Genomic DNA, 21,032 nt, shown 5'->3' with positions numbered 1-21,032 from the left:
AAGCCGCGATGTCAAGCCGATGTGGCGGAATTGGTAGACGCACTCGACTCAAAATCGAGCGGGAAACCGTAAGGGTTCGAGTCCCTTCATCGGCACCAACGTTCGGCGGCAGGAATGCCGCCTTTTTCGTTTCACTCTGGAGTCTTCATGTCGATTCTGCTGGAAATCCTGCTGGCCCTCGTGTGCATCGTTCTCGTGTTCTTCGTACTGCTGCAAGTGCCGAAGCAGAGCGGCCTCTCGGCGGGCCTCGGCGGCGGCGGCAATCTCTTCGGCGGCCAAGGAGTCGAGGGCGGGCTCGTGCGCCTCACGAGCATCGCGGGCGCGGGATTCATGCTCGTGTGTTTGCTGCTCGCGATCATTCCGCGCGCCTGAGCCAACCTGGCACGTTGTCGAGCGCCCGTCCTGATTGAGGACGGGCGCTCGACAAAATATGCAGGTCGAGCGAGAACTTTATCGATCCTCGCGTTCAACGCTATGATTCATGACGCTCGGCGAGACAGGCTTTCTCGAGGCTCATTCTTCTTAACCCGCGCCCCTCTCACGGGCTAGAAGGAAAAGACCGAAGAGTCCCATCATATGCGCCTTTCTGCCTATTGACAGTTCTCATCGGGAAGAGTCTCACCCTCTTGACGCGGCTTTAGAAGACCCCTATATTGGCATCGCTGGAAATCTATACACCAACGAGCGTTCGGCGTGCTTTCAAAGGCACGTCGCGGTTCCATAGTAAGACCTGTCCAGCCCAGGAGGACGTATGAAGAAGTTTCTGTTCGTTGCTGCTGCGATGACGATGGCCACGGCCATGGCGGAAGTCACGCCCGGGCCGTTCGTGTATCCCGCCGCTTGGTCGGCTGACGCTCCCAAGGAAGCCAAGCGTGGCGGCGAGCTTCGCTTGTCGGCGTTTAGCGACTTCCGCACCTTCAATCCCTTCACCTCCTCGGAAGCCAACAGCATTCCGCAGCGAATGGGAACGGGCGCGTCCCTCTTCACGCAAGATCCGCGCACCGACGACTTCATCCCGTTGATGGCAGCCAGCGATCCGGTCGTCAGCAACAACGGCAAGCGCTTCGTCGTTACCCTGCGCCGCGGCATGCAGTTCAGCGACGGTCAGGAAATCACGGCCGACGACTTCGTCTCGACCATGAACATCCACAAGGATGAAAAAGTCGGCTCGAACTCGTACGCGACGTTCTTCCTTGCCAACAAGCCCATCACCATCAAGAAGCTCGGCACCTACCAGCTGCAATTCGACTTCCCCAGCGTGAGCTCCTCGGCGCTTTCGCGCATGAGCTTCACTCCTCAGCCCGACCACATCTTCGGCAAGGCGTACCGTGAAGGCGGAGCCGAAGCCATCAAGAAGCTGTGGACGCTCAACGAGCCGGCGCGCAACATCGTGAGCGCGGGTATGTGGGTTGTCGACTCCTACCGCGCTGGCGAACGTACGGTTTTCCGCAAGAACCCGAATTTCGGTGAGTGGAACAAGGACAGCGCGGGCAACGCCCTGCCGTACCTCGACCGTATGTCCGTCGCGATCGTGAAGGACTCGAACGCCGAAATCGCAGCGTTCGTCGCCGGCGATCTGGACATCGGCAACGCTGCGACCGCCGATCAGCTGTCCCAGATTCAGCGTGCGGTTCAAGGCGGCAACTTGAAGGCGACGATCATCGCGAACGTCAGCCCGAACGCGACGTCTTCTTGGATCACCTTCAACTGGAACCAAGCGGACAACCCTTTCAAGCAAAAGCTCTTCCGTGACGTGCGTTTCCGCCGTGCGATGAGCCACCTTGCCGACCGTGACGCGATGGTGCGTCTCGCCTTCGGGGGACTTGGCACGCCCGCGTACTTCAGCACGTACCCGATTTTCGCGCGTAACTGGGCGCCCGCTTCGGTTCCTCGCTACGAGTACAACATCGAAGAAGCGCAAAAGCTTCTCGCGCAAATCGGTTTCTCGAAAAAGGACTCCGAAGGCTACCTCGTCGACAAGAGCGGCCGACGCCTCGAGTTCAACCTCGTCACCAACGCCGGCAACAACCAGCGTGAGCAGCTCATGCGCATCTTCGCGGACACGGCGAAGCGCGCGGGCGTGAAGGTGAACGCCCAAGCCATCGACTTCAACGTGCTCGTGTCGCAACTCACCTCGACGGGCGCCAACCGTCCCTTCGACGCCATCCTCCTGGGCCTCTCGGGCGGAACGAACATCTACCCGGCCGGCGGCAGCAACGTGACGCCGTGCGACTCGAACCTCCACTCTTGGAACCGCGCGGGCAAGTGCCTCGTGTCGCAAGAGCAATTGATGGAGAAGCTGTACTTCCAAGGCGACGCGGAACTCAACTTGGCCAAGCGCAAGCAAATCGCCGCTCAACAACTCAAGGTGGAGTCGGAACTGCAACCCGTCATCTACCTCGCGGGCACGAACTTCCACGTCGTGTACAACACCCGCCTCGGCGGCGAAATGCCCCGCAACTTGATGGACGCCTACAACGGCTCGCGCTACCAAGCGCTGACGTACATCAAGTAAGCTTCGGTTTCCATCAATCCTTTGGGGTAGCCTCACATAAGTGGGCTACCCTAAATCTCTGGAGGTTCTGCTTTGCTGCCATTCATGCTTCGGCGGCTGGTCAACTCGATTCCGGTGCTCATTGGCGCCTCGCTGTTGATCTTCTTCATCATTCAACTCGCTCCTGGCGACTTTCTCACGTCGCAATTGCTCGACCCGAACGTGAGTCCGCAGCAAATCGACAACTTGCGCAAACAGTTCGGGCTCGACCAGCCTGTGATCGTTCAGTACTTCTACTGGATCCGCGAATTGTTGCAGGGCAACTTGGGATTGAGCTTCGCCTACAAGCAGCCGGTGGCCGACGTGATCGCGCCGCGCATCCTCAACTCGCTGTGGTTGGTGCTGCTCAACCTCGTGTTGTTCTACATCATCGCGATTCCGCTTGGAGTTTACGGTGCTGTACGGCAGTACAGCTTGGGCGACAAGATCACGAGCACGATCATGTACTTCTTCCTGGGGTTCCCCAGCTTCTTCTTCGCCTTGATCGTGATTTACTTCATTTTGCAAGTTCGTTTCGCGACGGGATGGCAAATTCCGGTCGGTGGCATGACGTCGTCGAACTACAACGAGCTCAGTACCGTCAGCAAGGTGTTCGACGTCCTCGCGCACATCGCTATCCCTGCGCTCACCCTCGCGATCATCAGCGTCGCCGCTTTTTCGCGGATCATGCGCGCTCAGATGCTCGAGTACCTCAACGCCGACTTCATCCGCACGGCTCGGTCCAAGGGCCTGAGCGAAAGTAAAGTCGTCTACAAGCACGCCTTTCGCAACGCCATCATTCCCTTCGTCGCCGGCATTGGCGGCATTCTGCCGGGACTGATCAGCGGAGCTGGCTTCGTAGAAGTGGTCTTCGCGTACCCTGGAATCACTCCTATGCTGCTCGACGCGATCAATCAACAAGACTTGTACCTTATTGCGGGCTTCAACATCGTCACGATCTTGCTGCTGATCGTCGGCAACCTCATCAGTGACGTGTTGCTCACCGTGGTCGACCCGAGGATTCGCTATGCGTAACCCAACTGCTTCCGCTGGGACCGCCGCACGCCGTGAAGTTCGCAAGCCGCAATCGCAGTACGGGATTGCGTGGCGCCAGTTCAAAAAGCACCGACTCGCTCAAATCGGCGGCGGGGTTCTGATCCTGCTCTACTTGCTGGCGATTTTTGCTGGTTTCATCGCCCCGAACGGCCTGTCGGTATACAGCACCGAGACCATCACCGCCTTTCACCCTCCGACGCCCATTCACGTTCGCGATCCGGACACCGGCAGGTGGACACGACCATTCGTGTACGGCTACAAGGAAGAGCTCAACCTGACGACCTTCCAAAACGAGTACAAACCCGACAAGGCGCAGCGCTACCCCATCTATTACTTTGTCAAGGGAGACAAGTACCGCATCCTCGGCTTCATCCCAGCGGATTTGCACTTGTTCGGAACGAAGGAACAGAACAAGGTCTTTTTGTTCGGTGGAGACAAGCTCGGGCGCGATCTTTTCTCGCGGACCTTGTATGCCGGTCAAATCTCTTTGACCATCGGCATCGCAGCCGTCTTGATTTCCACGATCTTGGGCGTCATTCTTGGTGCTCTCGCCGCTTACTTCGGTGGTTGGGTCGACAACATCGTCATGCGGGCCACGGAAGTCTTGAGCGCCGTCCCGGATTTGTTCCTTCTGATTTCGCTCCGCGCTCTGTTCCCGATCGACATCAACCCGATTTTCGCTCTGTACATCATCATCGGCATCTTGGCGTTCATCGGCTGGGGAGGCTTGGCGCGTACGGTGCGCGGTCAACTCCTGTCCGTGCGGGAGATGGACTATGTGGCGGCGGCAACGAGCCTCGGCGCGAACGATCGGCGCATCATCTTCCGGCACATGCTGCCCGCGCTCTCGACGTACCTGATCGTGACCCTCAGCTTGGCAATTCCCTCGTACATTTTGACTGAATCGGGCTTGTCGTTCCTCGGAATCGGCGCGGTCGAGCCGTACGCCTCGTGGGGGAGTTTGCTCACGGCGGCGCAGGAAGGCGGTTTCTCGTCGTTCACGGATCGTCCGTGGGTACTGATTCCGGGCTTTTTCATCGTGTTGACGGTGTTGTGCTTCCAGTTGCTCGGCGACGGTCTGCGCGACGCGTTCGATCCTCGCAAGCGCCAGTAATCGTACTTTCCCTCGGGGTGGGCCTTTGCCCGCCCCGTTTCATGGAACGATCAATGAAGAAAAGCGTACGTTTGTATAAAACTGCTATGATGCGCGGAGTGCAATGCAGGCAAGTAAGCAAGGAGCAGCCATGACGACAGTCGCGACGGACACTCTTCTGGCCGTGAACGGCCTCAAAACCTACTTCTACACCGATGACGGCGTCGTCAAGTCCGTAGACGGCGTGACGTTCCACCTTAACAAGGGCGAGACGCTCGCAGTCGTGGGCGAGTCGGGCTCGGGAAAAAGCGTCACCAGCCTCTCGATCATGCGCCTCATCGCCTCTCCGCCCGGCAAGATCGTCGAAGGCGAAATCAACTTCACGGGCAAAGACGGCAAGATGCGCGACATCACGAAGCTGTCGGAAGCTGAGATGCGCCGCATTCGTGGCAACGACATCTCGATGATCTTCCAAGAGCCGATGACGTCGCTCAACCCCGTGTACACCGTTGGCGATCAGATCGCCGAGGCGATCACGCTTCACCAAGGCAAGAACCGCAAGGAAGCGATGGATATGGCGGCCGGAATGCTCGAGCTCGTCGGGATTCCCGCTCCCAAGAAGCGCGTCAACGAGTTTCCGCACCAAATGTCGGGTGGCATGAGGCAGCGCGTCATGATCGCCATGGCCTTGTCGTGCAACCCTGCCCTCCTGATCGCCGACGAGCCGACCACCGCGCTCGACGTGACGATTCAAGCGCAGATCCTCGACCTCATGCGCAAGCTGCAAGAAGAAATCGGCATGTCCATTCTCTTCATCACGCACAACCTCGGCGTCGTCGCCGAGATGGCGGACCGCGTCGTCGTGATGTACGGCGGCCGCGTCGTGGAGGAAGGCGACGTCGTCGAGATCTTCAAGGCGCCCAAGCATCCGTACACGATGGGGCTGCTGAACTCGATTCCCCGTGTGGATCACGCCGTGTTGAAGTCGACCGACGGCAAGAAGGGTCGCCTCGAAGCGATTCCCGGCAACGTTCCCAATCCGCTGAGCTTGCCGCCCGGCTGCGCTTTCGCGCCACGGTGCAAGTTCATGATCGACGACTGCAACAAAGCCGTGCCCGCGCTCGAGGATACCGGCAACGGTCATACCTCGCGCTGCATTCGCTGGAGGGAACTGTGACCGCCGCCGAACGCGCTGCCACGCGGCAGCAAACCCGAATCGACCGTTTGCCTCCGATGGGCGACACCTTGTTGGACGTCAAGAATCTGCAAAAGTTCTTCCCGATTCGCGGCGGGCTCATGTCGCGCGTCGTGGCGAACGTGCAGGCCGTGCAAGACGTCTCGTTCAGCCTCAAGCGCGGCGAAGTCGTCGGGCTCGTGGGTGAATCGGGTTCGGGCAAGACGACGGTCGGGCGCTCCATCCTGCGACTCATCGAACCGACGGGCGGCGAAGTGATCTTCAACGGTGTGGACATCACGAAGCTCGGCAAAGGCCAGATGCGTGACTACCGCCGCGAAATGCAGATCATCTTCCAAGATCCCTTCGCGAGCTTGAATCCGCGCATGACGGTCTCCGACATCATCGGTGAAGCCTTGCAGATTCATAACCTCCACGCGGGCAAAGAGCGCGTGGAGCGAATCGCGGAATTGCTGCGCAAAGTGGGCTTGGTGCCCGACTCGATGCGCCGCTACCCGCACGAGTTCTCGGGCGGTCAGCGTCAACGCATCGGCATCGCGCGCGCGCTCGCCGTCGATCCCAGCTTCATCGTCGCCGACGAGCCCGTCTCGGCGCTCGACGTGTCCATTCAAGCGCAAGTCGTGAACCTCATTCAGGACTTGCAAGAGGAACTCGGCCTCACGGTGCTGTTCATCGCGCACGACCTCGCCGTCGTCGAGTACATCTGCGACCGCGTCATCGTGATGTATCTCGGCCGCATCATGGAAGTCGCGCCGAGCAAGGACCTCTACACCAACCCCAAGCACCCGTACACAGAAGCGTTGATCTCGGCGGCGCCGATTCCCGACCCGACCGTGAAGACGAAGCGCATTATCCTCGAAGGGGACATTCCCAGCCCCATCGCGCCGCCCAGCGGGTGCGTGTTCCGCACGCGTTGCCGCTACGCGATTCCCGAGTGCGCGAACGTGGTGCCTGAGTTGCGCATGGTCGGCCCCGATCACTTCAAGGCCTGCATCCGCGACGACATCCTCTGATTCGACGTGCGCAAAGCCCCCTCGCTTCTCGAGCGAGGGGGCTCTCATTTGGCGTCAGGTGGTGTCGGTCACACTTCGTACATGAAGCGTCTCATGATTGCCGCCGCGATGCTCCTGAGCGTCGCTTCCGCCGCGGACTTCCGCATCTACCCGAACTTCGCCGAGATTCGTGACCGCGTCACGCCGCAAAGCGGCGTCGTGACCGTGAATCTTCCGCAAAACGCCACGGGCTTCCTCGTCGCGGGCAGCTTCGACCTCGACGGCTTGGAACTGCTGTCCAGCACCACTCGCCTCGTGCCGTCGTGGCTCAAGACGCAAGAAGGGCAGCGGGTGTTCGTGCGCGTCGGAAGCGACGGCGCGTACGAACCCGCGACCCTCGTGCGCGCCGATGACTTGCTGATCCGCGACGCGGCGGGACGCTTTCGCAACGTCGGCTTCGAGCAACTCGCGTTCACGTCCGAGCCTCCGCGCAACCCCATGCAGCCGAGCGTTCAATACACCTACCGCGTCACGGGCACGTCGGGCGTGCTGAGTTACCTCACGCGCGGCGTCACGTGGAGCCCGCGCTACACCTTGCGCGCCGAGGCGAGCAATGCCAACTTGCAAGTCCTCGCCGACATTCGCAACAACACCGATCAGGACCTCACGGTCAACAAGGGAGCCGAACTCTTCGCGGGACAAGTCCAACTCACGGCGGGCACCGAGAGCTTCGAGGACGGCAGCGCCGCCTTTCGCGTCGCGCCGACGGCCGCGCCCGCGCCTGCGCCGTCCGTGTCGGCCCTGGGAGAACTGCGCGGCCTGCAACGCTACCAACTTTCCGAAGGCTTCACGCTGCCCGGCCAAAGCACCTTGACCGTGCCCTTCGCCCGCCCGAAGATCAGCTTCGATCGATTCGGCGTGCTGAACATCCCCTTCACGACTCGCAATGCCGACGGTACCCTGTCGCGCGGCTACCGCTTGCGCTCGGACGTCTTCCTGCCTGCCGGCCCCGTGCTCGTGCGAGAAGAGGGCCGCGTCGTCGGCCAAGCGAACATCTCCGACTCCGCCGCGAACGATCCGATCGAACTGCGACTCGGAGTGGACCCCGACTTGTCCTACACGCGCGTCGTCCAAAACGTGCGCACGGTGCGTGACGCGAACAACAACGTCACGTTGCAGCAATACCGCGTGACGCTCACGTTGGAGAACAAGAAGGACCGTGTCGTACGCGCCGAGGTGCGCGAGTTCCTCGGCGGCAACGTCACCGTGGAAGGCCAAGCGACACGCACGAACGACGGATTGGAAGTGCGCGTCGACATTCCCGCCAAGGGCAAGGTCATGCGAACGTACACCGTCACGATTCGCAACAGCTGAACAAGACGAACGAACGGGAAACGGGAAGGCTATACGCCTTCCCGTTTCCCGTTTCGACGTTTCGCGAGGGTATGCTGGAAGAACAAATGATCGTTTCGTCCTCACTTCGTTCCAGCGGGGCGCGAAATAATACTCGCGTGACGCTTCCCGATCCCGACCGTTCCGAGGCGCGAGGCGACCGCCCGACGGCGCCCCTGCACGCCTCCTCCAACGACTTCCTCGCCGTGACGATCGCCGCCTTCCAAGTGTTGTGGAAGCCCGTCGCGGTCATCTTCTCGGGCTTCTTCATCGCCTACGCCGTCGGTTGGCTGTGGTTCGGCGGGGGAGGCGCGTGGCTGTGGAGCCTCTTGACGGGAGGTGGCGCATGAACTTCGAAGACTGGAAGTCCCTCGCGCGAAAGGAAAGCAAGGGGGCCGACCCGGACGCCCTGAACAAGACGACGCCCGAAGGACTCACCCTCAAGGCGCTTTACACGAAAGCCGACCTCGACGGCTTGCCGAACGTGGACACGCTGCCGGGACGCCCGCCGTTCGTACGCGGTCCGCGCGCCACGATGTACGCGGGCCGACCGTGGACGATCAGGCAGTACGCGGGCTTTTCCACCGCCGAGGAATCCAACGCCTTTTACAAGCGCAACCTCGCGGCGGGTCAAAAGGGCCTGAGCGTCGCCTTCGATCTCGCCACGCACCGCGGCTACGACTCGGATCATCCGCGCGTCGTCGGCGACGTCGGCAAGGCGGGCGTCGCCATCGACTCCGTGGAGGACATGAAGATCCTCTTCGACGGTATTCCCCTCGACCAGATGAGCGTCTCCATGACCATGAACGGAGCGGTCCTGCCGATCCTCGCGGCCTTCGTCGTGGCGGGCGAGGAGCAGGGCGTGGAGCGCGCGGCGCTCAGCGGCACCATCCAAAACGACATCCTCAAGGAATTCATGGTCCGCAACACGTACATCTATCCGCCCGAACCGTCGATGCGTATCGTGGCGGACATCATCGAGTACACCGCCAAGGAGATGCCGAAGTTCAACTCCATCTCCATCTCCGGCTACCACATGCAGGAAGCGGGCGCGAACGCCGCCCTCGAACTCGGTTACACCCTCGCCGACGGGCTGGAGTACGTGCGGGCCGCCTTGAAGAAAGGGCTGAACGTCGACGACTTCGCGCCGAGGTTGTCGTTCTTCTTCGCGATCGGCATGAACTTCTACGTGGAAGTCGCCAAGTTGCGCGCCGCGAGGCTCCTATGGGCGAAGCTCATGGAACCGTTCGCGCCGAAGAACCCGCAAAGCCTCGCGCTGCGCACCCACTGCCAAACGAGCGGATGGAGCCTCACCGAGCAAGACCCTTACAACAACATCGTGCGTACCACGATCGAGGCGATGGCGGCGGTGTTCGGCGGCACGCAAAGCCTTCATACGAATGCCTTCGACGAGGCGATCGGCTTGCCCACGGATTTCAGCGCCCGCATCGCGCGCAACACCCAACTCATCTTGCAAGAGGAGACGGCGATCACGAACGTCGTGGATCCTTGGGGCGGGTCGTACATGATGGAGCGCCTCACGCAAGACCTCGCCGACAAGGCCATGGAGATCATCGGGGAGGTCGAGGCGATGGGCGGCATGGCCAAAGCCGTCGAGGCCGGCTTGCCGAAGCTGCGCATCGAGGAAAGTGCCGCGCGCAAGCAAGCGAGGATCGATCGAGGTGAGGACGTCATCGTCGGCGTCAACAAGTACAAGGCTCCCAGCGACGTGCAGGTGGACGTCCTCGACATCGACAACGCGCTCGTGCGCGAAGGACAAATCGCGCGCTTGAAGCGTGTGAGGGACACGCGCGACGCCGAGGAGGTCACGCGTACCCTCGCCGCTCTCGAAGAATGCGCGCGCACCGGCAAAGGCAATCTGCTCGCGGCGACGGTGGACGCCATGCGCGCCCGCGCGACGGTCGGAGAGGTTTCCTACGCGCTCGAACGGGTGTGGGGCCGACACCGCGCCGAGGTGAAGACGCTCAGCGGCGTGTACGCGGGAGGCTACCAGGGAGACGCGGGATTCGACGCGTTGAGGCACGACATCGAGGCGTTCAGCCACGAGGAAGGGCGGCGCCCTCGCATGCTCGTCGTGAAGATGGGGCAAGACGGACACGACCGCGGGGCCAAGGTCATCGCGACGGCCTTCGCCGATCTCGGGTTCGACGTCGACGTGGGCCCGCTGTTCCAGACTCCGCAGGAAGCCGCGCGTCAAGCCGTCGAGAACGACGTGCACATCGTGGGCGTGAGCAGTCAGGCGGCGGGCCACAAGACGCTCATCCCGGCCTTGATCGATGCGCTTCGCGACGAGGGCGCGTCCGACGTCCTCGTCGTGGCGGGCGGCGTCATTCCACAGCAGGATTACGCCTACTTGCGAAGCGCGGGCGTCGCCGCGATCTTCGGGCCCGGCACGGTCATTCCGAACGCCGCGCGGGAAGTGCTGGCGTTGCTGCGCGGACGGATCGGCGCGTGAGCGATGCCTTCGAGCTTTCCTGGCGCGAGGCAAGAGGAGCGTAGCGTTTGCCGATGGCCGTGGACGTCACCGCCTTGAGGACGGGCACTCGGCGAGCGCTCGCGAAGGCGATCACCCTCGTCGAGAGCGCCCGACCCGAGCACGAGCGAGAAGCCCAAGCGCTCCTCGCGCAGGTGCTGCCCTTCACCGGGCGCTCCATTCGCGTGGGCTTGTCGGGCGTGCCGGGCGTCGGGAAGAGCACCTTCATCGAGGCGCTCGGCCTGACGCTCGTCGCGCAGGGACACAAAGTCGCCGTGCTCGCCGTCGATCCCTCGTCGAATCGCACGGGCGGTTCGATCATGGGTGACAAGACCCGCATGGAACGCCTCTCCGTGCATCCGAACGCCTTCATTCGCCCCTCTCCGAGCGGTGGTACCCTCGGGGGGGTGGCGCGGCGCACGCGTGAAGCGCTGATGCTGTGCGAAGCTGCGGGGTACGACGTGATCCTCGTGGAAACCGTCGGCGTCGGGCAAAGCGAGACGGCCGTGGCGAGCATGACTGACTTGTTCGTCCTTCTGACCCTTCCGAACGCCGGAGACGAGCTGCAAGGCATCAAGCGCGGCATCATGGAACTCGCCGACATCGTGGTCGTGAACAAGGCGGACGCCGATCCCGGCGGTGCGAACCGCACGACGACCGATGTCCGCAACGCCTTGAGGCTTCTGACGCCGCACGGCGCGGCGTGGCAGCCGAAGGTGCTGCAAGCGAGCGCGACGACGGGGCAAGGCGTCGACGACGTCTGGAAGTCCGTGCTGGCGTACCGCGCCGCCCTCGGAAGCGCCCTGCACGCCAAGCGACGCGTTCAAACACTGCGGTGGTTCGACGACCTTTTGCGAGAGGAAGTTTGGCACGCCTTCCTGCGCGCCGTGGACACGGCGCAACTTCAGGACGTGCGTCGCCGCGTCGAGCAAGCCGATCTCACGCCCGTGCAAGGCGTGGCGGCCCTGCTCGCGCCGAAACGATGAACGCGCTGACAGCGAGCTCGCCCGCGGTGTACCGTGTCGTCATGCCGACCATCTTCGAGCGCGTCGTCAGCCGCGAGATTCCCGCCGAGATCGTCTACGAGGACGATGAGTTCATCGCCATCAAGGACATCAACCCGGCGGCGCCCGTGCACGTCCTCGTGATTCCCAAGGTGGCGAGCGAGCGCCTCGATACCATCACGGACGAGGCGCACATGGGCCGCCTGTTCATGACGGCCACGAAAGTCGCCCGGTCCCTCACGCCCGATTACCGCCTCGTCGTGAACGTCGGACCGGGCGGGGGGCAGACGGTGTTTCACACGCACGTGCACGTGCTCGGCGGGTGGGGTGAGGACGGCCCGGACGGGCACGTTTGATCAAGGAACGTACAACTCCGACTTGAGGATCGGCGGCAAGGCCAAGATCAAGGCTTGCCGCCACACGTCGGCGCGCACGAGAAGACCGGACGTGAAGTGTCCGACCGCTCCGCCGCGCGTCTTCACGCCGACTTCCCCGACGAGTTCGTCCATCACGGGCCCGAGCTCCTCGCCGCGCCGAACGCGCTCGGCGACGCTTCTCGGCAACATCAAGCTCGCCGAGCGGGCCGACGCTTCGCGGTGATCGCGAACGACCACCACGACGCCGAACAACCAGCAACGATCCTCCGAATCGAATTCCACCCCGCCTTCCAATCCGACGCCCCACGTCGCGCCCGCATGACGCGCGGCACCCCGCGCGCGGTTTTGCGCCCCGATCAGCGTTTCCTCGAAGCCGATCGGCTGGGCGCGCACGCCCGAAGGCACGCGCGCGCCCGCGACCGCCACGCCGGGCGACACGGCCACGAACACCTCGCGGACGGGCCGCACCTTCGCGTCGTTCTGCGAGCCCACGACGATCAAGAAGCCGTCCAATCTCCGTGGAGGCGCCGCAGCAGCACGATTTGCCCGAGGTGGTAGGCGTTGTGCACGGCGAGATCGGTGAGGGCGTCGCGCGCTCGATCGCTCGGCGCCTCGGCGAGCATCTGCGCTTGCGCCTGCCCCACTTGGAAGTCGCGCAGAACCCGCCGGAACTCCGCCTCGCTCTCCTCGCTCGGCCAAAGCGCCACGTTCGCCCAGTCGACTTCGCCTCCGGTCGCGTGCTCCAACAAGAAGCGCTGCGACGCCTCCACGTGCCACAGCAACTCGAAGATGGAGTGCGGCGTGCCCGTCGCGCGTGCCACGGCCGTCTCGAACGAGATGTCTTGCAAGATCTTCGATACTTCCCGGTGCGCGCCTCCACCGGCGAGCGAGAGTTGCAACATGTTCACCGCGTTATCCTACGGGTGCAAGCCGACGAACTCCAAGCCCAGCGTCTCGTCCCAACCCTGCGCGATGTTGAGGCTTTGTAGCGCGTGTCCCGCCGTGCCCTTCACGAGGTTGTCGATGGCGCTCATCACGACGACGCGTCCCGACTCCTGATCCGTCTCGAAGCCGATGTCGCAAAAGTTCGTGCCGTCCAACAGCTTCGGGTCCGGGTAACGATGGATGCCTTGACGGACTTTGACGATACGAATGAACGGCTCGTCTCCGTACACTTCGCGGTACGCGCCCCACACGTCGCGCTCCGAGTACCCGTCGGGAATGAACACGCTCGCCGTCGCGAGAATGCCGCGCACGCGCGGCGACGCGATCGCCGTGAGGTGGATCGGGAAGCGTCCGGGAAGCTCCTGCTCGACTTCCGCGAGGTGACGGTGCCCCGTCGCTTTGTACACGCGCAGCGAACCGTCCCGCTCGGGGTGGTGCGAACCTTCCGTGGGATCCTTGCCGCCCGCGCTGCTGCCGACGAGACCTGTCGCGACGATGTCCTTCGGCAAAGGCACGCCGAGCTTCAAGAGGGGATACAGGGCCAAGATGACGCTCGTGGCGAAGCAGCCCGCCCCGGCGATCCTCGTCGCGCCGCGCAACTCCTCTCGGTGAAGCTCGGGATTGCCGTACACCCAGGCGCTGAGTTGGTTCGGGGCCGGATGGTCCTCGCCGTAGTGCTTGCGGTACGCGTCGAGGTCCTTGATGCGGAAGTCGGCGCTGAGGTCCACGATGATCGGCGCGAAGCCCTCGAACTCCGCGATGCGCTTCGCCGCGTGTCCGTGCGGCAACGCCAACACGACGACGTCGCAGGCTTGAAGCTGCGAGGCCTTGATGAACTTGAGGTTCGAGCGTCCCCGCAAGTTCGGATGCACGAACGTCACGGGTGTGCCCGCGTTGCGCTCCGAAGTGACTTGCGTAACGTTCAGCATGGGGTGGCCGAGGGCGAGGCGCAGGAATTCTCCGCCCGCGTACCCGGACGCACCGACGATGGCGACTGAAAGTTTGGTCATGTTATCTTCCCGATCCGTGTCCTGGCCGCTTCGAACGGGCCGAGCGCCGCGTCCGAGCCGTCGCCTTGTCCTCGAACGACTCGGTCGCTTCGAGCGGACGCTCGCCGTAGGCGGCGCTTTCGCTGCCTTCCTCGGTGAGTGCGCGTCCAAAGTGGGCTTGCAGCGCCCGTCCCAGCGATTCGAGCTTCATCACGCGTATTGAAGCAACTCGAGCGCGTGCGCCACGATGCGCGCGGGAATGTCGACGCCCGTCGTGCTGACAGAGTTTTTGAACTCCATGGTGTGATTGATCTCGTTCACGAGCAGGCCCCGCGCGGGATCTTCGAGCAAGTCGATCGCCACGATTTCGCCTTCGACGGCCTGCGCGGCGCGCACGGCGAGGTCGGCGATGTCGGGCGTCACGTCGCACTTGCTGGCCTTCGCGCCGCGCGCCGTGTTCGTTACCCAGTGCTCGGACGTGCGGTAGATCGCCCCGATCGTCTCGCCCCCTACCACGAACGCGCGAATATCACGCTCGGGCTTGCGGATGAGCTCTTGAATGTAAAAGATTTGGTGTTGCGGCCCGCCGAGCACCTCCTTGTGCTCCAGCACCGCCTCGGCGGCGTCGCGGTCGTTGATCTTGCTCAGCAGACGACCCCACGATCCGACGGTCGGCTTTATCACGACCGGGTAACCGAAGTCTTCGATGAGTTCCAACGCCGCTTCCGCCGTGAAGGCCACGCCCGTACGAGGCGTCGGCACGCCCGCGGCGGCCAGGCGAGCGTTCGTCGCGAGCTTGTCCCCGCAAAGCTCGATCACGTGAGACGGATTCACGACCCGCACGCCCAGCCCTTCGAGCGCCCGCGTCACCGCGTGCCCGCGCGATTGGGACACGCAGCGCTCCAAGGCCACCTTCCACGGAACCGTCTGCTCGAAGGTGAGCTTGAGTTGCGGCACGTACACCTTGTCGTACGCGACGCCCGCCGCGTCGAGCGCGTCGAACAGCATCTTCTCGTCGGGGCGCACCCGGTCGTACAGAATTGCGAAATCGGCCATGACTTGAAACGAACCCCTTTGCCCTTTGGGCGGCTTCTCCACCGAGAAGCGTCGATGTGCGGACGAATCGAAAGGCCCCCTCCGAGGGGGGCGGCGCCGAGCGTGGAAAGGCTTACTCTCCCCAGTCTTCTTGCTCTTGCGGCGCGGGCGCGAGGCGCGGCGGATCGAGACTGACGACTTCGAATTCCGCGCCCGTCTCGTCGTCGAGGACGAGTTCGCCGAGCTCGGGGTTGTCGAGGGTGATGATCGCGCCGGTTTCAGGATTTTCGAATTGAACGCTCGCCATGTCGGCCTCCTTGATAAGCCGAGTTCAGTCTTCGAACTCGAGTTGAATTTTCGCGTTGCAGTGCGGGCACGTCACGATGTCGGTGTCCGCGATCATTTCTTCGGTGACGTCGAATTCCTCTCCGCAGTTCGGGCACTCGGTCAGAATCCCGAGCAGTTCGAGGTCGAAATCCTGCGGGTCGTTCTTCGTCACTTCCATCTCGGCGTGGCAGCTTTCGCACACGATCACGTCGCCGATTTCGAGCTCCGCGCGGTCCGCGTCGGTGAGCTCCAGGATTTCACCGCAGATGGGGCATTCGACTTCCAAGACAGCCATACTCGCTAGTGTTTCACATCGCCTCCGAACGTGTCGTCACTGTCGCCCGGCCTCACTCGCCGGGAAACTTCTGGTGCTTGCGGTAGTACGCGAGGATGCTGCCCTCTTTCAGGGCTTCTCGCAGGAACTCGGGCGGCGCGGTGAGCTGGAAGGTGTCCGCGCCGCGAACGAGCAACCCGGAATTCACGTCCAGCGTCACCTCGTCTCCGTCTTGCAAGGCCTCTATGACGCTCGGCGCTTCGAAGGCGGGGACGCCGAGGTTCAAAAGGTTGCGGTAGTGGATGCGCGCGAAGCTCGCGGCGACGATGCCCGCGACGCCGAGCTTCTTCAAAGCTTGCGGCGCGTACTCGCGGCTGCTGCCGAGTCCCCAATTGCGTCCACCGACGAGCACGTCGCCCGGTCGCACCTGCGACGCGAATTCGGGCCGCAAGTGCGCGAAGGCGTACGTTTGGAAGACGTCCTCGCCGACCATGAACGGCGCGTACTTGCCTGGGAGGATGTCGTCGGTGTTGATGGAATCGGGAAACTTCCAGACGCGGGGCATCAGCTCGCCACCGTCACTTTCAAGTCCTCGGGCAGCCCGATGTGTCCCAAGACGGCCGTCGCCGCGGCGACGGCGGGACTCGCGAGGTACACCTTCGACTCGGCGGCGCCCATGCGACCGATGAAGTTGCGGTTGCTGGTGGAGACGCACACCTCGCCGGGCGCGAGGACACCTTGGTGGCGGCCCATGCACGGTCCGCAACCGGGCGTGCCGAGGATCGCTCCGGCTTGCATGAGGGTGAGAAGGGTCCCGTCGGCCATCGCCTGCTCCATGACGACGCTGGAGGCGGGAATCACGAGAAGGCGCGTGTGCGGCGCGACTCGCTGGCCTTGAAGCACGTCGGCCGCCGCGTGCAAATCTTCGAGCCGTCCGTTCGTGCACGTTCCGATGAACACCTGATCGACTTTGAGGCCGCGCAGAGCGCTGACGTCGTGGACGTTGTCGACTTCCGAGGGAGCGCTCATGCGAGGCTGCAGGGCCGAGAGGTCGATGGTGACCTCGCGAAGGTACGTCGCGCCTTCGTCCGGGTACACCCACGACGGGAAGTCGTAGCCGTAGTCGCTGAGGACTTCGCCGCCGGGCACCGCGAGGCCGCACTTGGCGCCCGCTTCCACGCAGAGGTTGGCGAGGGTCATGCGCTCGCCGCGCGTGAATCGGTCTCCGGCGTGGATCTCGACGCTCATGTACGTCGCGCCGTCGGCGCCCAGCACACGAATCATCTCCAAGGCGGCGTCCTTCGCGCTGACGCCCGGCCGCAGATCGCCCGCGAAGGTCACCTTGACGCTTTCGGGCACTTTCAGCCAAGTCTTGCCGCTCGCCGCGGCGAGCGCGATGTCGGTGGCACCCATGCCCGTTCCGAACGCGCCGACCGCGCCGTACGTCGTGGAGTGGCTGTCCGACCCGAGGACGATCCAGCCGGGTCGCGCGAGCCCTTCTTCCATCAGGACTTGGTGGCAGATGCCGCGCCCGACGTCGAACAGGCGGCAGCCGTGCGCCGAGGCGTACTCGCGCGCTTCTTTTTGCGCTTCGGCGACGCTGACGGTGGAGGCGGGCGCGACGTGGTCGATCACGAACGAGACCCGCTCGGGGAACTTCGGCGTGGCTTCGAGGTCGGCGAGCACTTTGATGACGCTTTGCGCGATGGAATCGACGATCATGACTTGATCGACTTCCACGACGGCGAGGTCACCCGCCGAAACGAACTTGCCCGACCGCGCCGAGAGGATCTTCTCGGCCATCGTTCGAGGCGGCTGGTTTGGAGTCATGCGGTCCTCCCGGGACGAAGAACGAGGGTGGCGGCGAGCCCGACGACGATGCCCCAAAAGGCGCTGCCGACGCCGAGGAACGTCACGCCGCTCGCGGTGACGACGAGGGTGAGGAGGGCGACTTCGCGCCACGCGGCTTCCCGGAGAGACGCTTCGAGGCTCGAAAGCAAGCTGCCCGTGAGGGCGAGTCCCGCGAGGGCGGCGAGCAGGGCGGGCGGCAGCAGGGCGAACGCGCCCGCGAGGACGCCTCCGGCGAGGGCGGCGAGCAGGTACGACGCGCCGCTGGCGAGTCCCGCGACGTAGCGCTTGGACGGTTCGGGATGCGCTTCGGGGCCGGCGCAGATTGCGGCGGTGATGGCCGCCAAGGTCGTGGTGTGCGCGCCGAACGAAGCGGACAGGAGGCTCGCGAGGCCCGTGACGCCCACGAGGGGCGTGGCGGGCACGCGCCCGAAGCCGCTCGCCTTCATCACGGCGAGTCCCGGCAGATGCTGCGAGGCGAGCGCGAGGATCGTCATGGGAAGCGCGAGGACGAGCGTGGCGGACAGCGAGAACGACGGCGCCGTGAAGACCAGGCTCGGCAGCGTCCACGCGAACGCCGCGCCCGTGAAGCTTCCCGTGAAGCCCGCGACGATCAGGCCGATCAGCAAGGCGAGCGGCACGGCGTACCGAGCGGCGAAGCGTCGCGCGACGAGGTACGTCGCGACCATCAAGCCGACGAGCAGGGGAGAGGACGGCAAGGCGCGAAACACGCCGAGCGCGAACGGCAGCAGGATGCCGGCGAGAACGGCGGCGGCGACCGCGCTCGGGATGCGTTCCACGAGCCGCGCGTACAAACCGCTGAATCCGAGGACCGTCACGACGAGGGCCGTGACGATGAGCGCGCCGATCACGTCCGCGTACGAGAAGCGGTTCATGTCCGACGCGAGCAGGGCGAGGCCGGGCGTGCTGAACGCCGTGACGACCGGAGCGCGGTACACCCACGACAAGACCAGGCCGGTCACGCCGATGGCGACGCACACGCTCATCACCCACGAGCTCGTTTGCGCGGCCGTGAGATGCGAACTCTTGGCGGCCGAGAAGAGAAGCGCGAGGGTGCCCGAAAGGCCCACGAACATCGCCAGGAAGCCCGAGAAGACCGCCGAGAACGAGAGGTCGCGCCGAAGGTCGCCGAGCGACAGCGGAGTGCGCGCGAGGATGCTCATTCGCAAATCATGCCACGCGGCCTTCGAGCGCTCGGGCGCTGTTGTCTGACCGCTCGGCGTCACGCCCGGACCCATTCCCGAAGCACCTTTTCCAAGTGCGAGTCGTCGAGCTCGCCGTGATCGGCGAGGGCCTTGATGTGATCGGTGACGCGCCGCAAGGCGTCCTCGCCGAAGTGCAGGCCGAGCTCGCGCGCCTTATGGGCGACGGCATGCTTGCCCGTGACGCGGCTGCCGACTTGCAGGGTGCGGCCCACGCCGAACACCTGCGGCGGAATGGCCTCGTACGCTCCGGGGTTGAGGTAGATGGCCTTGAGGTGCATGCCCGCCTTGTGGTTGTACGCGAACTCGCCCGTGAGGTAGTTGTTCCACGGAATCGGAAGGCCGACCATTCGTGCGATCATGTTGTCGAGGTCGGGCAGCATGTCGAGGCGGTACTTGTCCATGAGGCCGCCGGGATCCATCGAGAACATGCGCGCGAGGAAGCCGCCGAGGGGCGTGATGCCGTTGCGCTCACCGATGCCGAGGATCGTCGTGTCGATGTGCGTCGCGCCGCCTTCGATCGCTTCGTAAGCGTTGGCCACGGCGCAGCCCGTGTCGTTGTGGCCGTGGAACTCGATGTCGCACGAGACGACGCGCCGAATTTCGCGCACGAGGGCGTACACTTGGCGCGGCGTGGCGACTCCCACGGTGTCGGCGAGTCCGACGCGGTCCACGCCGACTTCGTCGACAGCGCGGTACACGGCGAGCAGATCGGCTTCCTCCGAGCGAAAGGTGTCCTCGGCGGAGAAGCGTACGGTGACGCCTTGGCTTTTGACGTACGAGATGACTTCGCGCGCCGCGTCGATGATCTGATCGATGCTCTTGCCGTGGCTGAACTCACGCAGGAAGCTGGACGTGCCGAAGAGGAGGTCGAGGCCCTGCACGCCCGTGTCGATGGCGCGGCGCGCGTCTTCCATGGCGCAGCGAACGTGGGTGATGACGCGGGCGTTCAAGCCGAGTCCGGCGAGAGTACGCGCGTCGCGCTCGCTTTGCGGGCTCGCCATCGGCGTGGTGACCTCGATGAATTCCACGCCGAACGCGTCGAGCGCCCGCGCGATCTCGACTTTGTCGCTGCTGGAGAAGTTGGCGCGGGCGAACTGCTCGCCTTCGCGCAAAGTCGAGTCGATGATGGCCCACGAGGCGGCGGGAACGAGGGGGGCGGCGTCCGACATAACTCCTCCTACTTGTCAGGAAAAGATACGTCTTCGTGTTTCAATTGTCAAATTTATGACCAAGAGTATTTGCATATGTAAAGCTGGGGCACTGGATTGTCGTTCCAAAGATATCGAGTGAAGGTGCCGCTACGCCAAGCTCATCCGTACAAGCGTGGGCGCCGCGTACGGTCGAATCATGAAACACCTTGTATTCCCGAACAAAACACAGGCGGACGCATTCGTACAAGACCTGCTCGCGCAAGGCGTCATCCAGCCTGAAACGCGCTCCGCGAACTTCGGGCGGCGCTCGACGATGCGCGACGCCAACCTCGACGCGCAAGCCGACGCTTCGACGCGCGTCGACACGACGCGTGATGACGTCATGGCCGCCAACGATGCCGACGCGGGCGCCGAGGACGCGGGCGCGGGCGCCGTCAAGGGAACGGGCGTCGGAGCGGTCGTCGGGGCGGTGGCCGCGGCGGTCGGCACGGTCGCGACTGGCGGCGCGCTCGCTATTCCTGTGCTGCTGGGCATGACGGCCCTCGGCTCGGGCGTCGGCGCGTCGGTCGGCGCCGTCGGCGGCGCGGGCGGCGTCGACGAGAATCACGACGGGCGGACGAGCGCCGATTCGTACGGCGCGACCGGCACGCCGAACGTCGACTCGAGCGACCACGTCTACCACCTCGACGACGAGCGCTTCGACAGCCTCTACACCAGCACACAGCAAGGCACGGCCATCGCCGTGGAAGACGACATCCCGAGCCAGGTCGTCGAGGCGGCGGCGGCTCGGCACGGGGGACGCTTCGTCTGAGCCTTCACCAACCAAGTTACTCGTCTCACGGGAGGGTCACGAACCCTCCCGTTTTTCACATCGAATACTTGAGCGTGCGCGTTCCATGAAGTGACGATCGTTCCGAACACGTTCGTTGCGTGGGGTATACTCAAGTCACTTATGGCTGACGGCGGCAGGAATCGTCCCGTGTACGTGATTTCCGTGGCGGCGGAACTCGTGGACATGCATCCCCAGACGTTGCGGTTGTACGAACGCAAGGGACTGATCCGCCCCGGACGGTCGAGCGGCAAGACCCGCCTGTACTCGGA

General features: G+C 63.8%; 24 protein-coding genes and 1 tRNA gene. 14 read left to right on the top strand and 11 right to left on the bottom strand.

Annotated elements, in window-relative coordinates; genetic code table 11:
• Positions 1–15: 15 nt before the first annotated feature.
• The 12 genes from DES52_RS12430 to DES52_RS12375 all read left to right on the top strand — a co-directional run bounded on the left by DES52_RS12430 (position 16) and on the right by DES52_RS12375 (position 12,115).
• Positions 16–98, top strand: a tRNA-Leu gene (locus DES52_RS12430).
• Between the two features lie 49 nt (positions 99–147).
• Positions 148–372 (top strand): preprotein translocase subunit SecG, encoded by a 225-nt coding sequence (gene secG, locus DES52_RS12425; RefSeq protein WP_110887132.1) that lies wholly within the window; start codon positions 148–150, stop codon positions 370–372.
• A 379-nt stretch (positions 373–751) separates the two neighbouring features.
• Positions 752–2,515, top strand: a complete 1,764-nt coding sequence (locus DES52_RS12420; protein WP_110887131.1) for an ABC transporter substrate-binding protein — start codon at positions 752–754, stop codon at positions 2,513–2,515.
• Between the two features lie 84 nt (positions 2,516–2,599).
• Complete coding sequence (locus DES52_RS12415; RefSeq protein WP_342767082.1) at positions 2,600–3,568, top strand: ABC transporter permease; 969 nt, start codon at positions 2,600–2,602, stop codon at positions 3,566–3,568.
• On the top strand, positions 3,561–4,703 hold the full coding sequence (locus DES52_RS12410) for an ABC transporter permease (protein ID WP_110887129.1): 1,143 nt from the start codon (positions 3,561–3,563) through the stop codon (positions 4,701–4,703). Before DES52_RS12415 ends, DES52_RS12410 begins: the two co-directional genes overlap by 8 nt.
• A 130-nt stretch (positions 4,704–4,833) precedes the next feature.
• On the top strand, positions 4,834–5,859 hold the full coding sequence (locus DES52_RS12405; RefSeq protein WP_170131037.1) for an ABC transporter ATP-binding protein: 1,026 nt from the start codon (positions 4,834–4,836) through the stop codon (positions 5,857–5,859).
• A gap of 56 nt (positions 5,860–5,915) precedes the next feature.
• Positions 5,916–6,890, top strand: a complete 975-nt coding sequence (locus DES52_RS12400; protein ID WP_110887215.1) for an ABC transporter ATP-binding protein — start codon at positions 5,916–5,918, stop codon at positions 6,888–6,890.
• Between the two features lie 81 nt (positions 6,891–6,971).
• Positions 6,972–8,243, top strand: a complete 1,272-nt coding sequence (locus DES52_RS12395) for a DUF4139 domain-containing protein (protein WP_110887214.1) — start codon at positions 6,972–6,974, stop codon at positions 8,241–8,243.
• 137 nt (positions 8,244–8,380) lie between these two features.
• On the top strand, positions 8,381–8,611 hold the full coding sequence (locus DES52_RS12390; protein ID WP_110887127.1) for a hypothetical protein: 231 nt from the start codon (positions 8,381–8,383) through the stop codon (positions 8,609–8,611).
• Complete coding sequence (gene scpA, locus DES52_RS12385) at positions 8,608–10,737, top strand: methylmalonyl-CoA mutase (protein ID WP_110887126.1); 2,130 nt, start codon at positions 8,608–8,610, stop codon at positions 10,735–10,737. The genes DES52_RS12390 and scpA overlap by 4 nt, the downstream gene beginning before the upstream one ends.
• Before the next feature lie 53 nt (positions 10,738–10,790).
• A complete protein-coding gene (gene meaB / locus DES52_RS12380; RefSeq protein WP_110887125.1) occupies positions 10,791–11,741 on the top strand; it encodes a methylmalonyl Co-A mutase-associated GTPase MeaB in 951 nt (316 codons plus the stop codon).
• Positions 11,742–11,782: 41 nt separating this feature from the next.
• Positions 11,783–12,115 carry a histidine triad nucleotide-binding protein gene (locus tag DES52_RS12375; RefSeq protein ID WP_110887213.1) on the top strand — a complete coding sequence of 111 codons (333 nt, stop codon included), beginning with the start codon at positions 11,783–11,785 and terminating at the stop codon, positions 12,113–12,115.
• Here DES52_RS12375 and yjjX read toward each other — a convergent pair whose 3' ends face one another.
• From yjjX to lysS, 11 genes are all read right to left on the bottom strand, one after another.
• Entirely contained in the window at positions 12,116–12,628 is a 513-nt protein-coding gene (yjjX, locus tag DES52_RS12370; protein WP_245900981.1) for an inosine/xanthosine triphosphatase, read from the bottom strand. It abuts the gene before it with no gap.
• Between the two features lie 5 nt (positions 12,629–12,633).
• Positions 12,634–13,038 carry a damage-inducible protein DinB gene (locus tag DES52_RS12365; protein WP_425451126.1) on the bottom strand — a complete coding sequence of 135 codons (405 nt, stop codon included), beginning with the start codon at positions 13,036–13,038 and terminating at the stop codon, positions 12,634–12,636.
• 15 nt (positions 13,039–13,053) lie between these two features.
• A complete protein-coding gene (gene argC / locus DES52_RS12360) occupies positions 13,054–14,091 on the bottom strand; it encodes an N-acetyl-gamma-glutamyl-phosphate reductase (protein ID WP_110887123.1) in 1,038 nt (345 codons plus the stop codon).
• Position 14,092: 1 nt separating this feature from the next.
• On the bottom strand, positions 14,093–14,281 hold the full coding sequence (locus DES52_RS12355) for a hypothetical protein (RefSeq protein WP_110887122.1): 189 nt from the start codon (positions 14,279–14,281) through the stop codon (positions 14,093–14,095).
• Positions 14,281–15,126 carry a lysine biosynthesis protein LysX gene (gene lysX, locus DES52_RS12350; RefSeq protein ID WP_110887211.1) on the bottom strand — a complete coding sequence of 282 codons (846 nt, stop codon included), beginning with the start codon at positions 15,124–15,126 and terminating at the stop codon, positions 14,281–14,283. Before lysX ends, DES52_RS12355 begins: the two co-directional genes overlap by 1 nt.
• Before the next feature lie 112 nt (positions 15,127–15,238).
• Positions 15,239–15,412 carry a lysine biosynthesis protein LysW gene (gene lysW, locus DES52_RS12345; RefSeq protein WP_110887121.1) on the bottom strand — a complete coding sequence of 58 codons (174 nt, stop codon included), beginning with the start codon at positions 15,410–15,412 and terminating at the stop codon, positions 15,239–15,241.
• A gap of 24 nt (positions 15,413–15,436) precedes the next feature.
• Positions 15,437–15,727, bottom strand: coding sequence for an FmdB family zinc ribbon protein (locus DES52_RS12340; RefSeq protein WP_110887120.1), 291 nt, complete (start codon positions 15,725–15,727; stop codon positions 15,437–15,439).
• 52 nt (positions 15,728–15,779) lie between these two features.
• A complete protein-coding gene (locus DES52_RS12335) occupies positions 15,780–16,271 on the bottom strand; it encodes a LeuD/DmdB family oxidoreductase small subunit (RefSeq protein WP_110887119.1) in 492 nt (163 codons plus the stop codon).
• The gene (locus DES52_RS12330) at positions 16,271–17,536 is read right to left on the bottom strand and encodes a 3-isopropylmalate dehydratase large subunit (RefSeq protein ID WP_110887118.1); all 1,266 of its coding nucleotides are present in this window, start codon (positions 17,534–17,536) and stop codon (positions 16,271–16,273) included. The genes DES52_RS12335 and DES52_RS12330 overlap by 1 nt, the downstream gene beginning before the upstream one ends.
• A complete protein-coding gene (locus DES52_RS12325) occupies positions 17,533–18,738 on the bottom strand; it encodes a benzoate/H(+) symporter BenE family transporter (protein WP_110887210.1) in 1,206 nt (401 codons plus the stop codon). The genes DES52_RS12330 and DES52_RS12325 overlap by 4 nt, the downstream gene beginning before the upstream one ends.
• Before the next feature lie 59 nt (positions 18,739–18,797).
• Positions 18,798–19,949, bottom strand: coding sequence for a homocitrate synthase (gene lysS / locus DES52_RS12320; RefSeq protein ID WP_110887117.1), 1,152 nt, complete (start codon positions 19,947–19,949; stop codon positions 18,798–18,800).
• Between the two features lie 178 nt (positions 19,950–20,127).
• Between lysS and DES52_RS12315 the strand changes: the two genes are divergently transcribed.
• Both DES52_RS12315 and DES52_RS12310 read left to right on the top strand, forming a co-directional pair.
• Positions 20,128–20,742, top strand: a complete 615-nt coding sequence (locus DES52_RS12315; protein ID WP_110887209.1) for a hypothetical protein — start codon at positions 20,128–20,130, stop codon at positions 20,740–20,742.
• A 141-nt stretch (positions 20,743–20,883) separates the two neighbouring features.
• Positions 20,884–21,032, top strand: a 149-nt coding sequence (locus DES52_RS12310) for a MerR family DNA-binding transcriptional regulator (RefSeq protein WP_146237279.1), incomplete at its 3' end; no start/stop codon positions are given.

This window comes from Deinococcus yavapaiensis KR-236, assembly GCF_003217515.1.
GTDB classification, from domain to species: Bacteria; Deinococcota; Deinococci; order Deinococcales; family Deinococcaceae; genus Deinococcus_A; species Deinococcus_A yavapaiensis.
This window is presented reverse-complemented; position numbering and strand designations above follow the sequence as displayed.

Coding starts and splice junctions, on each gene's coding strand:
- DES52_RS12325 (WP_110887210.1), bottom strand. CDS start 18,738: ATGAGCATCCTCGCGCGCACTCCGCTGTCGCTCGGCGACCTTCGGCGC.
- DES52_RS12420 (WP_110887131.1), top strand. CDS start 752: ATGAAGAAGTTTCTGTTCGTTGCTGCTGCGATGACGATGGCCACGGCC.
- argC (WP_110887123.1), bottom strand. CDS start 14,091: ATGACCAAACTTTCAGTCGCCATCGTCGGTGCGTCCGGGTACGCGGGC.
- DES52_RS12375 (WP_110887213.1), top strand. CDS start 11,783: ATGCCGACCATCTTCGAGCGCGTCGTCAGCCGCGAGATTCCCGCCGAG.
- scpA (WP_110887126.1), top strand. CDS start 8,608: ATGAACTTCGAAGACTGGAAGTCCCTCGCGCGAAAGGAAAGCAAGGGG.
- lysS (WP_110887117.1), bottom strand. CDS start 19,949: ATGTCGGACGCCGCCCCCCTCGTTCCCGCCGCCTCGTGGGCCATCATC.
- DES52_RS12405 (WP_170131037.1), top strand. CDS start 4,834: ATGACGACAGTCGCGACGGACACTCTTCTGGCCGTGAACGGCCTCAAA.
- DES52_RS12340 (WP_110887120.1), bottom strand. CDS start 15,727: ATGGCTGTCTTGGAAGTCGAATGCCCCATCTGCGGTGAAATCCTGGAG.
- lysW (WP_110887121.1), bottom strand. CDS start 15,412: ATGGCGAGCGTTCAATTCGAAAATCCTGAAACCGGCGCGATCATCACC.
- DES52_RS12335 (WP_110887119.1), bottom strand. CDS start 16,271: ATGCCCCGCGTCTGGAAGTTTCCCGATTCCATCAACACCGACGACATC.
- meaB (WP_110887125.1), top strand. CDS start 10,791: ATGGCCGTGGACGTCACCGCCTTGAGGACGGGCACTCGGCGAGCGCTC.
- DES52_RS12315 (WP_110887209.1), top strand. CDS start 20,128: ATGAAACACCTTGTATTCCCGAACAAAACACAGGCGGACGCATTCGTA.
- lysX (WP_110887211.1), bottom strand. CDS start 15,126: ATGGCCGATTTCGCAATTCTGTACGACCGGGTGCGCCCCGACGAGAAG.
- DES52_RS12395 (WP_110887214.1), top strand. CDS start 6,972: ATGAAGCGTCTCATGATTGCCGCCGCGATGCTCCTGAGCGTCGCTTCC.
- DES52_RS12415 (WP_342767082.1), top strand. CDS start 2,600: ATGCTTCGGCGGCTGGTCAACTCGATTCCGGTGCTCATTGGCGCCTCG.
- DES52_RS12365 (WP_425451126.1), bottom strand. CDS start 13,038: ATGTTGCAACTCTCGCTCGCCGGTGGAGGCGCGCACCGGGAAGTATCG.
- DES52_RS12355 (WP_110887122.1), bottom strand. CDS start 14,281: ATGAAGCTCGAATCGCTGGGACGGGCGCTGCAAGCCCACTTTGGACGC.
- DES52_RS12400 (WP_110887215.1), top strand. CDS start 5,916: ATGGGCGACACCTTGTTGGACGTCAAGAATCTGCAAAAGTTCTTCCCG.
- secG (WP_110887132.1), top strand. CDS start 148: ATGTCGATTCTGCTGGAAATCCTGCTGGCCCTCGTGTGCATCGTTCTC.
- DES52_RS12410 (WP_110887129.1), top strand. CDS start 3,561: ATGCGTAACCCAACTGCTTCCGCTGGGACCGCCGCACGCCGTGAAGTT.
- DES52_RS12330 (WP_110887118.1), bottom strand. CDS start 17,536: ATGACTCCAAACCAGCCGCCTCGAACGATGGCCGAGAAGATCCTCTCG.